11 protein-coding genes are annotated in these 14,125 nt (G+C 71.9%); 3 read left to right on the top strand and 8 right to left on the bottom strand.

The features are described from left to right. A partial coding sequence (locus AN216_RS25285) for an SDR family NAD(P)-dependent oxidoreductase (protein WP_170843222.1) occupies positions 1-5,071 on the top strand: 5,071 nt, incomplete at its 5' end. Positions 5,072-5,481: 410 nt separating this feature from the next. On the opposite strand, the gene tnpA is transcribed toward AN216_RS25285, so the two are convergent. Further along, the gene (tnpA, locus tag AN216_RS25280; RefSeq protein WP_079166988.1) at positions 5,482-5,910 is read right to left on the bottom strand and encodes an IS200/IS605 family transposase; all 429 of its coding nucleotides are present in this window, start codon (positions 5,908-5,910) and stop codon (positions 5,482-5,484) included. A 23-nt stretch (positions 5,911-5,933) separates the two neighbouring features. Here tnpA and AN216_RS25275 point away from each other — a divergent pair, with 23 nt between their 5' ends. Continuing rightward, positions 5,934-7,094: an RNA-guided endonuclease InsQ/TnpB family protein gene (locus AN216_RS25275; protein WP_244502655.1), complete on the top strand. Its 1,161-nt coding sequence runs from the start codon at positions 5,934-5,936 to the stop codon at positions 7,092-7,094. 206 nt (positions 7,095-7,300) lie between these two features. Here AN216_RS25275 and AN216_RS25270 read toward each other — a convergent pair whose 3' ends face one another. The 4 genes from AN216_RS25270 to AN216_RS25255 all read right to left on the bottom strand — a co-directional run bounded on the left by AN216_RS25270 (position 7,301) and on the right by AN216_RS25255 (position 10,504). Then, the gene (locus AN216_RS25270) at positions 7,301-8,509 is read right to left on the bottom strand and encodes an MFS transporter (RefSeq protein ID WP_070199053.1); all 1,209 of its coding nucleotides are present in this window, start codon (positions 8,507-8,509) and stop codon (positions 7,301-7,303) included. 110 nt (positions 8,510-8,619) lie between these two features. Further along, positions 8,620-9,135, bottom strand: coding sequence for a helix-turn-helix transcriptional regulator (locus AN216_RS30515; RefSeq protein ID WP_070199052.1), 516 nt, complete (start codon positions 9,133-9,135; stop codon positions 8,620-8,622). Beyond that, the gene (locus AN216_RS25260; RefSeq protein ID WP_070199051.1) at positions 9,132-9,398 is read right to left on the bottom strand and encodes a hypothetical protein; all 267 of its coding nucleotides are present in this window, start codon (positions 9,396-9,398) and stop codon (positions 9,132-9,134) included. The genes AN216_RS30515 and AN216_RS25260 overlap by 4 nt, the downstream gene beginning before the upstream one ends. Before the next feature lie 95 nt (positions 9,399-9,493). Continuing rightward, a complete protein-coding gene (locus tag AN216_RS25255; RefSeq protein ID WP_070199050.1) occupies positions 9,494-10,504 on the bottom strand; it encodes a DsbA family protein in 1,011 nt (336 codons plus the stop codon). A 212-nt stretch (positions 10,505-10,716) separates the two neighbouring features. Between AN216_RS25255 and AN216_RS25250 the strand changes: the two genes are divergently transcribed. Continuing rightward, a complete protein-coding gene (locus tag AN216_RS25250; protein ID WP_070199049.1) occupies positions 10,717-11,331 on the top strand; it encodes a TetR/AcrR family transcriptional regulator in 615 nt (204 codons plus the stop codon). 17 nt (positions 11,332-11,348) lie between these two features. On the opposite strand, the gene AN216_RS25245 is transcribed toward AN216_RS25250, so the two are convergent. The 3 genes from AN216_RS25245 to AN216_RS25235 form a co-directional block, all read right to left on the bottom strand. Beyond that, positions 11,349-11,819, bottom strand: a complete 471-nt coding sequence (locus AN216_RS25245; RefSeq protein ID WP_079166986.1) for a zinc-binding dehydrogenase — start codon at positions 11,817-11,819, stop codon at positions 11,349-11,351. 664 nt (positions 11,820-12,483) lie between these two features. Continuing rightward, entirely contained in the window at positions 12,484-13,392 is a 909-nt protein-coding gene (locus AN216_RS25240; RefSeq protein ID WP_212732757.1) for a Rossmann-fold NAD(P)-binding domain-containing protein, read from the bottom strand. Beyond that, positions 13,389-13,892, bottom strand: coding sequence for a nuclear transport factor 2 family protein (locus AN216_RS25235; RefSeq protein WP_070199047.1), 504 nt, complete (start codon positions 13,890-13,892; stop codon positions 13,389-13,391). The genes AN216_RS25240 and AN216_RS25235 overlap by 4 nt, the downstream gene beginning before the upstream one ends. Positions 13,893-14,125: the final 233 nt, after the last annotated feature.

Genomic DNA, 14,125 nt, shown 5'->3' with positions numbered 1-14,125 from the left:
AGCGCTGTCCGGCCGTACGCCCGCCGCCCTGCGCGCGCAGGCCGAGCGGCTGCTGCGCTGGTGCGAGGCGGAACCGGAGGCGCCGTCGGCGGACCTCGGGCTCTCACTGGCCACCGCGCGTGCCCACTTCGAGCACCGGGCGGTGCTCGTCGCCGCGGATCGCCAGGAACTGCTCGCGGGCGCACGGGCGTTGGCCGCCGGCGAGACCGCCCCGAGCCTGCACGGCGGGGGAGAGGCCAAGGCGAGCGGCGTGGGCCGGGCGGCGTTCCTGTTCACCGGCCAGGGTGCGCAGCGGCCGGGGATGGGGCGAGAGCTGTACGCCGCGTTCCCCGCGTTCGCGGACGCCTTCGACGAGGTGTGCGCGCAATTGGACGCGGAGCGGGACCGCCAGCGGGAACCCGTGCTCGACCGACCGCTGCGCGAGGTGGTCCTCGGCACGGACGCCGAGGCACCGGAATCCGGAGCACTGGACGCCGGGGTCCTGGACGAGACCGGCACGACCCAGCCGGCGCTGTTCGCCTTCGAGGTGGCGGCCTACCGGCTGCTGGAGTCCTGGGGGCTGCGTCCGGACGTACTGCTGGGGCACTCCATCGGCGAGCTGGCGGCGGCGTACGTCGCCGGGGTGTGGTCGCTACCGGATGCCTGCGCGGTGGTGACGGCCCGGGGCCGGTTGATGCAGGCGCTGCCGCGTGGCGGCGCCATGGTGGCGGTGGAGACGACCGAGGCGGAGGTACGACCGCTGCTGGCCGAGCGTGCCGTCGAGGTGTCCCTCGCCGCGCTCAACGGGCCGCGTTCCGTGGTGCTCTCCGGCACCGAGGAGGCCGTACGCGAGCTGGCCGAGCACTTCCGCGCGCGGGGCTGCCGCACCCGGCGGCTGTCCGTGTCGCACGCCTTCCACTCGCCGCTGATGGAGCCGATGCTCACCGACCTCCGCCGGGTGCTGGAGGGCGTGGACTTCCACGAGCCGACACTCCCGATAGTGGCGAACCTGACCGGACGCCTCGCCACGGACGGGGAATTGACCGCGCCGGAGTACTGGGTGCGCCAGGTGCGCGAGGCGGTGCGGTTCGCCGACGGCGTCGACGCGCTCGTCGCGAGCGGCGTCACCCGCTTCGTGGAGGTCGGCCCGGACGGCACGCTCACCGCCATGGCGGGCTCCTGCCTGACCGAACCCGAGCCGAGCGCCGCCCTGCTCGTCCCGCTGCTGCGCACCGACCGGCCGGAGCCGGCCAGCGCTCTCGGCGCCGTGGGACGGCTGCACGCCGACGGGATGTCGCCGCACTGGCCCCGGCTCTACCCAGGGGCACGTACGACCGCGCTGCCCACCTACGCCTTCCAGCGCCGCCGTTACTGGCTGGACTCCGCGCCGCAGTACGGCGACCTGCACGCCGCCGGACTGGAGCCCGCCGGGCACCCCTTCCTGGGCGCGGCGGTCACCCCGGTCGGCAGCGACAGCGTGATCCTCACCGGCAGCCTCTCCACCCAGCGCACCCCCTGGCTGGCCGACCACGCGGTGCTCGGCCAGGTCATCCTGCCGGCCACCGCGTATCTGGACCTCGCGGTGCACGCCGGTGACCGGGTCGGCTGCGGGACACTCACCGAACTCACCCTGCGGGCCCCGCTGGTGCTGCCGGCCAGCGGCGGCGTACAGCTGCAACTGCTGCTCGGACCCCCGGACGAGACCGGCGGCCGTACCTTCGCGGTGCACTCCCGCGCGGACGGCACCGAACCGGACACGTCCTGGCAACAGCACGCCCAGGGCACACTGGCGCCGACCGTCGGCAGCGCCCCCGACGCGGCCGGCCCGTCGGCTCCGGAGGCTTTGGCCGCCCTGACCGCCTGGCCGCCGGCCGGCGCCGAACCCGTGGACACCGAGGGGCTGTACGAGGGCTTCGCGGACGGCGGTTTCGCGTACGGCCCGGCCTTCCGCGGGCTGGAGGCCGTGTGGCGGCGGGACGGCGAGATCTTCGCCGAGGTGGCGCTCCCGGAGGAACGCCGGGCGGAGGCAACCCGGTTCACGCTGCACCCTGCGCTGCTGGACGCGGCCGTGCAGGCGCTGCTCACCCAGCCCGCGGACGCGCCCGACACTCCGGACGGCGCGGGCTCCCCGGACGGCACGGACCGCTCTCCGACCGACGGGCGGCCCCCGGCCGAGGCCCTGCTCCCGTTCGCCTGGACCAACCTCACCCTGCACGCCGAGGGCGCCACCGCCCTGCGCGTACGCCTGACCCCGACCGACCGGCCGCACGAGTTCGCCGTGCTCGTCGCGGACCCCACCGGCCAACCGGTGGCCTCCGCCGACGCGCTGACCCTGCGTAACCTGTCCGCCGAACAACTGCACCAGCCCGGCAGCGGCTCGGGAAACGGCGGGCCCGAGCCCGTACGCGCCCTGCTGCGCGCTGACTGGCGGCCGCCCCGTCCCGTGCCGGAGCCCGATCCGGCCGGGCTGCGCTGGATACTCCTCGGCGCCGGGGACGACGGCGTGGGCGAGGCCCTGGACGACGCCGGAGTACACCTGGAGACGTACGCCGACCTGGAGTCCGTCGCGCGGGCCGCGGACACCGGCATGGCGGTACCGGACGCGGTGCTGGTCGCGCTGGACGGCCGCGCCCGCGCCGGCAGCCCGCCCGAGGCGCTGCGCGGGCTGCTCGCCGAGGCACGCCAGCTGTGCCGCCGCTGGCTCACCGACGAACGCTTCGCGGACGCGCGGCTGTTCCTCCTCACCCGGGAAGCCGTCGCCGCGCTGCCGGACGAGCCGGTGCGGGACCTGGCGGGCGCGGCCCTCTGGGGCATGATCCGGTCCGTACAGGCCGAGAACCCGGACCGGGTGCACCTGATCGACCTGGACGGCGCCCCGGAGTCCCGTACGGCCGCGCTGCGCGCCGTGTCCAGCGCGCGACCGCTGCTGGCCGTACGGCGGGGCGAACCGCTGGTTCCCGGACTGGCCACCGCCCCGGCCGTGCCTTCCGACGCGCCGGGTGACGGGGCCGCCTCGGTGGCTCCCGGCTCGCCTCCACACGGCACAGTCCTGGTCACCGGCGCCACCGGCGCCCTGGGGCGGGCCGTCGCACGCCACCTCGTCACCGAGCACGGCGTACGCCACCTGCTGCTCGCCGCGCGGCAGGGCCCGGCCGCGCCGGGCGCCGAGGAACTGCTCGACGAACTGCGCGCGGCCGGAGCCGAGGCCAGACTGGCCGCCTGCGACGTGGCCGACGGCACGGCGCTGCGCGGCCTCCTGGACCAGGTGCCGGACGAGCGTCCGCTGACCGCCGTGGTGCACGTGGCGGGCGTACTGGACGACGGGGTCGCGGTCTCGCTCACCGAGGAGCAGTACGACCGGGTACTCCGGCCGAAGGCCGACGCCGCCTGGCACCTGCACGAACTCACCCGCGACCTGGATCTGTCCGCCTTCGTGCTGTACTCCTCGGCCGCCGCCACCTTCGGCTCGCCCGGCCAGGCCAACTACGCCGCCGCCAACGCCTGGTTGGACGCCCTCGCTAGCCACCGGCGCGGCCTCGGGCTGCCCGCGACCGCGCTCGCCTGGGGCATGTGGGAGGAGCCGTCGGAGGCCGAGCCGGCGGCTCGTACGGACTCCGGCGGCGCCACCGGCGGCATGACCAGCGGCCTGGCGGAGGCCGACCGGCGCCGCCTGGCCCGTGGCGGGATGCGCCCGCTGACGGTGCCGGACGGACTGGCGCTGTTCGACGCGGCGCTGGCCACCGAGCACCCAGCCCTGGTGGCCCTCGGCGTCACCGGCGAACGCGCCCTGCACGTGCTCCTTCATGGCCCGGAACACGGCCCGGAACACGCCCCGCGCACCGGCCGGCCCGTCGAACGCCGCTCGGCCGCCGGCGGCACCGGCGCCGCCGACCCGAACAGCCTGCGTGCCCGGCTCGCCGGCCACTCCGCCGAGGAGCGGCAGGCCGTGCTGCTGGACCTCGTACGCTCCCGGGCGGCGGCCGTCCTCGGACACGACTCGGCCTCGGACCTGGCAGCCGAACAACCCTTCACCGAGCTGGGCTTCGATTCGCTGACCTCCGTCGAGCTGCGCAACCAGCTCGCCGAGGCCACCGGGCTGCGGCTGCCGCCCACCCTCGTCTTCGACCTGGACACGGCCAGGGCCCTGGCCACCCACCTGGACGAACTGCTGGGCGAGTCCGCGCACGCGCCCGTACCAGCCCAGGACGGCGCCGGGGAACCGGCGAACTCCCCGGCGGGCGACACCCTCGGCGCCCTGTTCCGGCAGGCCACCGAGTCCGGCCGGACGGACCAGGGCTTCGAACTGCTGCTGGCCGCCGCCAAGCTGCGCCCCACCTTCGCCTCCCCCGAGGAGCTGGACGGCGTCGCGGCGCCGGTCAAGCTCGCCAGTGGGGACGGCGATTCGGCCACCCCGGCGCTGATCTGCTTCAGCTCGTACGTCGCGCTGGCCGGCGTGCACCAGTACGCCCGCTTCGCCTCCGCGTTCCGCACCGAGCGGGACGTGCACGCCCTGCACACCCAGGGCTTCGGCAGGGGTGAGGCGCTGCCGGAGTCGCTGGACGCCGTCGCCCGGTTGCAGGCGGAGGCCGCGCTGGCGGCGGTCGACGGCGGAGCTCCGCCCGTACTGCTGGGCTCGTCCTCCGGGGGCATCCTCGCGCTCGCCGCCGCGCTGCACATGGAGCGGGCGGGCGTACGGCCGGAGGCGGTGCTGCTGCTGGACACGTACATGCCGCGGGAGGACTCGCCGTTCGTGCGCTTCTCGGACGAGATGCTGCGCGGCATGTTCGCGCGCGAGTCGATGTTCGCGCAGATGGACAGCGACCGACTGACCGCGATGAGCTGGTACATCTCCATGATCGGGGAGTGGGAACCGGCGGAACTCCGGGCACCCACCCTGCTGCTGCGCTCCTCGGAACCTCCGCTGCCGGCGGAGATCATGGGCGCGGACCCGGACCCGGCCGAGTGGCAGACCTCCTGGGACCGGGCCGGGGACGTCATCGACGTGCCGGGCAGCCACTTCACCATGATGGAGAGCCACGCCGGCACCACCGCCAAGACGGCGGCGGACTGGCTGGCCTCGCTGCGTGACTGAGCCCTGCGGGAGTGCCGCCGACCCGGCACTCCCGCACGGGGCCGCCGGGGCACGCCGCAGGGGGAACCCTCGGCGAAGCGCCGTACTGCGCAACACCGCCACCGCCCCGTTCCGGGCCCAGGACGACAGCCGCAGTCAGGCCACGAACTCAGCCGCTGCCTCCAGGTCGACTGTCTTTCAGCCCGTCCACGGCCGTGGAGGTAGCGGCACCAGCCCTTCAGGTCGTGGGCGTACGCCTTGACGGTGCGCGGCGACCGCTCGATCGCCGCACGGTAAACCAGATGGGGAACTTTCAGAAGGCTTCAGCGGGATCTTGCCCCTTTTAGGGGCTCGGGAGGAATTGCATCCTGAGTAGGGCGGCGCGGAGCGCCGCCGCATCGCTTCGAGGGCTCCCACGACGATGCCCGCGCTCAGTCCGGGCGCTTCTGGTTCTCGATGTACTCCTTGACCACAGCGAGCGGTGCCCCGCCGCAGGATGCGGCGAAGTAGGACGGGGACCAGAAGCGCTCGCCCCACAGGTACCGCTTGATGTGGTCGGGGTATTCCTTGCGAAGGTAGTGGGCGGAGACGCCCTTGAGGCTGCCGACGAGGGTGGACAGCTTGACCTGCGGCGGGTAGTGCACGAGCAGGTGCACGTGGTCGCTCTCGCCGTTGAACTCGCGCAGCTCCACATTGGCCTTGGCGCAGACCTCGCGCATGATCTCTTCGCACCTGGTGAGGATGGCGTCGGTGAACACCTTCCGCCGGTACTTGGGCGTGAAGACCAGATGTGCGTGCAGGGTGAAGACAACGCTACGACCCCTGCGAATGTCGGGGTTTGGTTCCCATCGGGGTGACATAGACACGATGCTACGATGCTCGTATGAAGATCGTCGTGCTGGTCAAGCTGACACCGGATGCCGCGCAGGCGCCGGCAGTTGAGCGCACCCTGCACGCGGCGAACGAAGCAGCCTGCTGGGTGTCGGCCGTCTCCTTCGAGTACTTCGGGCTCAAGGGCTCGGTGCGTGAGCTGCGAAAGCTGTGCTACGGCGAGCTGAAGGTCCGCGGTTTCGGGGCGCAGGCCGCGCAGCACATCATCAAACGCGTCGCCGACGCGTACACGACGCTGCGAGCGAACATCAAGGCCGGGAACCTCGGCCCCGAGCAGTCGAAGCGGCGCCGCAAGGCGGAGTCCAAACCGATCGCCTTCCGTCCCGATGCGGCACACACTTACGACGATCGCTGCCTGTCGTGGAACTACGACGCCCAGACCGTGAGCATCTGGACCCTGGACGGCCGGATCAAGAACGTACGGTTCACCTGCTCACCGAAGGCGCTCAAGCAGCTCACCGAGTCCCGTAAGGGCGAGTCCGACCTGATCCAGCGCGACGGAAAGCTGTTCCTGGTGGCCACCATCGACCTGCCCGCGCCTGAGGTGTTCGAGCCGAAGGACTGGATCGGGGTGGACCGGGGCATCACCAACCTCGCCACCACGTCCGACGCGGACAACTACTCCGGCCGCCGCCTCGGGCGATACCGGCGCTGGCAGGCCCGCAAGAAGGCAGAAATCCAGGCCAGGTGCACACGGTCCTCAAAACAGCTCCTCAAGAAGCGTGCACGCCGGGAAACCCGGCACGCCACGCACGTCAACCACAAGATCTCCAAGACTGTCGTTGCTGTCGCCCAACGCACCGAACGCGGTATCGCCCTGGAGGAGCTGAGGGGCATCCGTGAGCGGGTCACGGTTCGACGCGACCAGCGAGCGCGCCAGTCCTCCTGGCCCTTCCACCAGCTCGGCGCCTTCGTCGAGTACAAGGCACACCGCGCTGGGGTGCCGTTCATCGAGGTGGACCCGGCCTACACCTCGCAGCGCTGCCCGCGCTGCGGCCACACCGAGCGAGGCAACCGCCCCACTCGGGACCACTTCTCCTGTCGTCGGTGCGGCCTCGCTGGACCAGCCGACCACGTCGCCGGGGTCAACGTGCGCGCTCGCGCACGCTCGGCGTGGGTATTCGTCAACATGCCCGACCCGGAACCCGCATAGCGGGAACCGGCAGATGTGCCCCGTGACCGCCCTGTCGTAGGGGGCAGTCGGGAGCATAAGCAAAGCCCTCACAGGGACTCAGCTTCCAAGCTTGGTCCCTTTAGGGGCCGAGCAGTTGACCTCATGGGGGACATGCCTGTGCGGCCTCCGCAGGTCGGCCAGGGTCTCGTGCCGAACCTCCGTTCCCGAAGCTCCGCGCGGCGCGCTCAGTCCGAGGCATGCCGTACCTCCTCCTCCACCGCTGCGGACGGCTGTTGTCCCGAGTCGGGCGCGGAGGTTCGGGCGGTGGCGATGAGCAGGACCACCACGATCATTTCGACGACCGCGAGTACCGGCAGCGCGGTGGGGCCGAAGCCGGAGAGCAGGAGACCGCCTAGCACGCTGCCGGCCGACGTACCGATGTATGTGGCACTGGTGTTGAGGGCCATCACCTCGTTGCTCGAAGGGCCAGCTCGGCCGAGCAGCCACACCGCGAGCGGCGGATTGAGCAGGCCGATGGCCAGGGCCATGAACACGGCGAGGATGATCAGCAGCCAGAAGGGCGCCTGGCCCCAGACCACTGCCCCGGCGAGCGCGGCCATGCTCAGGGCGAGGACGGCCGCGCCGATGCACACGGTGCGCAGCGGGCCGAGCGCGTCGTTCAGGGCGCCGCCAAGCTGCGCGGCCACGACGCCCGCGATGCCCGCGGACAGGAACAGTAGCGCGATTCCGTTGGTGGTGACGCCGCCGGCGGCGGACATGACCGGCGCGATGTACGTCATCATCATCATGCTGCCCGCGGACAGCGTCAGCATGGCCAGCAGCCCACGCGCCACGGCGCCGCTCGTCAGTGGCGCCATGCGGTCGCGGAACCGGTTGGCGGGTGGCAACTGCAGCGGCGGCAGCAGCGTGAGCATGGTGACGAGGACGACGGCGCCGAGCGCGGTCACCAGCCAGAACGCGGCTTGCCAGCCCAACAGGCCGCCAAGCCAGGTCCCGGCCGGCACGCCCACCAGCTGGGACAGCATGATCCCGCCGCTGAGCATGCCGAGCGCCTTGCCCCGGTGCTGCTCGGGCGGAAGCGTGCCGGCCGTGCTGAAGCACAGCGGGGTCACCGCGGCGGCCGCAGCGGCTGACAGGACGCGCGAGGCGAGCATCACCGAATACGAAGGGGCGTACGCGGCGAGGAGGTTGCCGCCCATGAAGAGCAGCATGCTTACGGTGACCAGGGTGCGCCTCGGTAGTCGCGTCGTGAACACCACGGCTGTGGGCGCGGCGAGCGCGTAGACGAGGGAGTAGACGGTCACCAACTGGCCGACGGCGGACTCGCTGACGTCCAGGCCCTCGGCTAGCTCGGGCAGCAGCCCGGCGACGACGAAGTCACCTGTGCCGAAGGTGAACAGGGCCAAAACGAGGGGGACCAGCCAGATTCCCATGGGTGCGATACTCCGTAACTCCGCTTGTGCCTGCCGCGCGTGACAAATGCCGCACGTGACGTGTTTTGCCGTGCTTCCCTCAGCCGCGGCGTCCGTTCCGCGCCGGGCGTTTAGTTGCGTGCGGTGGGCTGCTCACACAGCCCTTCGAGTAGGGCCTTGGCCGCCGCGCGGGTGCGGTTGGGGCAGTTCAGCTTGGCGAGGACCACGCCGATAAGCCGCTTCACCCCGTGCAGGGAAAGCTGCAGCCTGCGGGCTATCTGCTTGTTGCTCAGTCCCTCGACGAGCAGGGCGAGTACCTCCGTCTCACGGGGCGTCAGGTGCGCGCCGGGTGTGGTTGCGGCGCTCCCGGAGGTGCCGGAGGCGGCGGCCTGCACCCTGAGCCGGTGTACGAGCGGCGCGGGCATGGGGATCTCCCCGGCTGTCACCCGGCGCACCGCGTCTCCCAGGCCCGAGCAGCCCAGGGTGCGACGGTCGACATAGCCGTGGCAGGTCAAGGTGGCGGCCAGCGACAGGTCGTCCACGAGGGCGGAGTCGAACACGGCGAGCACCTTCAGGCCGTACTGCTCAGCCTGCGCGAGGAGTTGCGCGCCATCATCCCCGCGCAACGCCCCGACCTCGACGATCACGACCGTGCCAGGCTCGCCGCCGCGTCGGCCAGCGCCTGCGTGGTGGGCTCGGCGCAGCTGGTCACCGAACGGGCGCTGCCCTCGTTCCCCAGCATCCGGAGTGTGCCCTGGCGGTCGATCTCGCTGCGCAGGGCCACCAGGATGTGAGGGAGAGCTGGAGGGACCTTCGGGTCGGGGGCGGTGACGAGGGCGAGGGCGTCGGGCGGCCCGGGGGAGGCACAGGAAAGAAGGGGGGCCGAGGCCGTCGGTAGATCGAGCAACATGAGGTCTGCCTCTGTGGGTTGGGACGCTTCCTCTGCGGATCGGATCGAGAAGGCGCCGGAGGAGGAGTGAGACGAGCGAGTGGCGGGTGCGGCGCTCACGAGGCCGCGCACGCGAGGCGGTCGACCGCCGCGCGGTACTGCGGGGCGCCGTTGAGTCCACTGGCGAGGCGGTACGCACGTAGTGCCGCGTCGTCCCGGCCGAGGCGCTCGAGGGTGCGCCCGAGCAGGAAGTGGGCGAAGTCGTCCGTCGGCTGGGCGTCCAGGAAGAGTTCCAGTTCCCTTCGCGCGGCGTCGAGTTGCGCGGAGGAGAAGTAGGCACGGGCCGCGAGCAGCCGGACGTCCGAGGGCACAAGCCGTCCGTGCAGTAGCGGCCGGAGCGTGTCAGCGGCGCTCAGCGGGTCGCCGACAGAGAGCATGGCGTGGGCGAGGCGGTAACGCCGTACATCCTCGTCCGCCTTGTCCTGCGGTGAGAGCCGGGAGGCGGCTTCGAAGTGGTCGAGGAGGCTCTGCACGGACTGGGCGCCGGTCAGTGCCAGGCCACGGACGGCGAAGGTGGGCACGGCCCGTACGCCGGAAACCACACCTTCGGTGAGCGCGCTGCGCACCTTGCCGGTGAGCCGGCCGCCGGCCAGGAACGCGGCGGCGTCACGCACCCCGGCGCGCTCGGCGACCTCGGCGAGCACCGAGCGGTCGCCGAGGTCCCGGCCCGCTTGGAAATGTGCGCGGAAGAGCTGCTCGGACAGCTGCCACTGGAGTCCGGGGCCATCCTGCTCCAGGGCCAGGGCCAGCAGGCGGTGCGCCTGGAAGGTATTCGGTGACCAGGCGGGACGCCAGGTGAAGCCGGGGCCGTGGCCCTGGGCGATCTCGGCGAGGTAGCCGGAGACCGTCTCCGGGGTGTGCTGCGCGGACGCCTCGATGGCGGCCAGCTGCTCGGTGGTGAGCGGCCGGCTCTCCAAGGGCGCGTCCGGCGCGAGCTGAAAGGGGCGCAGCGCCACGATGAGTGGCTGCCCCCCTTGCTCCTCCCACTGGCGCACCGCGCGATCGAGGCGGCGCTTGCCCAGGTAGCACCACGGGCACACCACGTCCGACCAGACTTCGATAATCACCGCTTCCCCCTTCCGTTTGTTTCCCGGCTCTGTCGGTGCGGGTCGTTCGGAGGTCCGCGTTGCACAGGTTCGTACCTGCCAGGGCCATCGCCAGATGATAGACACATGTCCAGTAATGGGCAACTGTCTAATAATGGATGCGTGTCTAGAATGTAAGGTCTCCGCGATGACGTCGTCGAAGCAGTGGACCAAGCGGAGAGGAGGGTGGGCTCGTGCAGTCGAAGCAGCTCAATGCCCGGGCAGCCGACCCCCGGGTGCGTCGCAGTGAACGGGCGCTGCAGATCGCGGTCCTCGACCTGGTGGGAGAGCGCGACCTGGAGTCGATCACGATCGCGGACATCACCCGCCGCGCCGGGGTCGGCAGGGCCACCTTCTACCTGCACTACAAGGACCGCGACGATGCGTTGCTCGCGGCGGTGGAGGAGTCCGTCGCGGAGGTCGCGCGCCGTGCCGCCCAGTGCTGCCCCACACATTTCACCGCTGGAGCGGTGGGTACGCCCGAGCCTCTCGTCAGCCTCTTCGTGTACTTCCACGAGAACATCCGTCTCTACCGCGTCCTGTTCGGCCCCGACGGCAGCGCACGGCTCGCGCATCGCGTCCGGATCGCGGTGACCGAGCAGATCACACAGGAACTCGCCGACCTCGATGTCCCCGCGCCGTCGGGCAGGGGCCGCCTCGTCGTGACGCGGGCGGCGCGGGCGGCGTTCCTGGCCGGCGCACTCCTCGGCACCGTCGCGGCATGGCTGGAGGCGGACGATCCTCCGCACGCCCAGGAGGTGGCGGACGAGGTCTGGGTACTCCTGACGACGGTCACCGCCACCGGGTGAGCCGCGGCCCGGTGCCGTCATGGGATGAGCACGGCCTTCCCGTACAACTCGCCCCGCGTCATCGCCCGGAAGCCCTCGCGGGCCTCGGCCAGAGGTAGCACCCGGGCGATGAGCGGCCTGGGTCCGTCCCGCGCACACAGAGCGGCGAGTCGCGTCAGCTGCGCCTGCGTCCCCGGTGTGCAGCCGACGACAGTCAGTTGCCGGTAGAACAACCGGGTCAGATCGGTGGCCGCGACGGAGCCGCTGGTCGCGCCCGCAAGCACAACCCGCCCGCCGGTCCGCAGTGCCTTCAGGGAGTGCTCCCACGTCGCGCTACCTACCGTATCGAATACGGCGTCGGCCCGTTCCGGAAGCCGCGCGCCCGGCGCGAACGCCCTCTCCGCGCCCTCCAGCGATGCGCGTTCGCGGCGCACAGCGCTGCGGCTGGTCACCCAGACCCGGTAACCGGCCGCTGTGCCGAGTGCCACCAGCGCGGCCCTTCCCGCCATCGGGGACTGGCTGGAGAAGCGCCTGGCGCGCTGACGGACCGGCGTGCACGCTTGGCGGGAGTGAGAAAGGGAACGGCTCTGTCGCACTTTCGCTGGTGACGAGATGTGATCGGCTTCGTTGGATGTCGCACGCAGGATGTCATCAAGCTTGTGAGCACCTGGTTTTTAGGGCTGTCGCCTTTGCCGATCGAGGAGGCGGTCGACGAGGGCGAGCTGATTCAATTGCGGGCGCGGACGCTCGAGAGCGCGATGATGTGCCCGGGATACGGGGCGGAGACGGCTCGGTTGCACAGCTGTCACCCGCGGACGGTGGCCGACGCACCGGTCGATGCGCGTCGGGTGGTTGCGCGGGTGCGCGTGTGTCGGATGGTGTACGGCACCGGGCTGTCGGACACGCCTGTATTGCCGGTGGTTGCTGTGACTCACCGGTGTCCGACGCCGACGCCCTTGCCGAGAAGGCGCTGGCTGGCAGGCGCGGTAGGAGTCTCCGGTGGTCGATCATCGCGGCCGTGACCACATGGCTCATCCGCGACCAACGCCCTTGCCGGTCTGCTGATCCGTTCCAGGTGACCACCAACGCGGAGAGTTCCTCCGCTGCGGCGCGGCCACCGGTCCCGTCCCGGTGGCCGCCCCGCACCGTCGTGCACGCTCGTGCGGCTCGCCGTTACCGCCCGGCGCGCGCGAACCGCTCCCGGTGGCCCCGTACGAAGTCCCGGAAGGTCCTGGCCGGGTGGCCCGTCACCTCCGCAACTGTCGAGGTGACCCGCTCCTCCACACCGGCGGCGATCTGCTCCTCCACCTCGGCCAGCATCCGGGCGAACTCCGGCGGCACCCCGGAGGCTGTCATGTGCCGGGCCAACTCGACCGGAGACAACCGCACATGGCGAATCCGGCGCCCGCCGTCCAGCAGCGTGCCGATCCGCGCGGCCACCTCGTCGTACGTCAGTACCTCGGGACCCGTGATCACGTACTCCCGGTTGGTCTCCCGACTGGCCCGCTCGTCCAGCAGCGCGCGGACCGCGACCGCGGCGATGTCCGCCGCGTCGACCAGCCCGATGCCGCGCCCGGCGGTCGCGCTGGGCAACTCGTCCCGTTCGCGGAGCGCGACGCCCATGTGGTGGTACGGATCGATGAGGTTCTGCATGAACCAGGACGGCCGCAGCACCGCCCACTCCGGCATGCCGCGCACCGCCTCGCGGGCCCGATCCAGACCCGGGGCCTGCGACGGGGTCACGTCACTGCTCAGGAACACGGCCCGACGCAGGCCGAGTTCCCGCCCCACCGACAGGAACTCCTCGATCTGCGGCGCCGGGTCGAGCACCCCGACCGGCGCGACCAGGTAGACCCTCGTCACGCCCGCCAGCGCGGGGCGGTACGTGCCGGGGTCCGCCCAGTCGAACCGTACGTGCCCGGTGCTCCCCTCCACCGCCCCTCCCGGCGGCGCCGTTCGGCCCGCCGTACGGAACGCGGCCCCCTCGGCTCGCAGACCCGCGACGACATGCCGACCGGTCTTGCCGCTCGCACCGGTGACCAGCACCGGTCCCGTCCCGTCGTCCGTCGGCCCGCCCCTCACGCCGCACCGTCCGAGTCCCGGGTGCCCAGCGTGTCCAGGCCGTCCAGCGCGTCCCGTAGTGGCTTGAGCTGCCCTGTCGCCGAGGCCGCGGCCAGTGGACTCCAGTAGTCCCGGTATCCGACGAACTCGCCGTCGCGCACCCGGAGCACCACGACGTACGACAGCTCGTACGGCTCCCCGGTAGCCACGGTCGTACCCTCCGCGGTGAACTCCACGACGAGCACCTCGGGGTCGCTGGTCTCGTGTGTCAGCACGGACGGGAAGTGGGTGAGGTCCACCAGTTCGGTGTAGCCGTCCAGATAGGACCGCAGCGCTTCCCGACCCTCCAGGCGACGGGGCGCGCCGGGCGGTGCGAACGGGAACTCGCATACGGCGTCGGTGGTGAACAGATCGACGAACCGGTCCATCTCCTTGGCGCGTAGTAGCGTCAGCGCGTGAGTGAACAGCTCGCGCGGGCTGCGTGCGGTGAACTGTGGCTCTTTCGTCGTTCGTTGACTCATGCCGCCAGCCTGCGCGGCCTCGGCGCTCGGTGGCAGGCCCGGCCGAGCCCCGGACCAGGGGTCCCTGGCTGGTCGTCGGCCGTTCCGGCACACTCGGCCTGTGAACCGTCCCGCGCTCGCCCACTTCCTCCGCAGCCACCGCGAACGGCTGCGCCCGTCCGACGTGGGGCTCCCGGAGCGTACGGCCACCCGGCGCCGTACGCCCGGCCTGCGCCGGGAGGAGGTGGCGGCGC

This window comes from Streptomyces oceani (genome assembly GCF_001751245.1).
GTDB lineage: Bacteria > Actinomycetota > Actinomycetes > Streptomycetales > Streptomycetaceae > Streptomyces > Streptomyces oceani.
The sequence above is the reverse complement of the archived record's forward strand: the minus strand, read 5'-3'. Positions and strand labels throughout refer to the sequence as shown.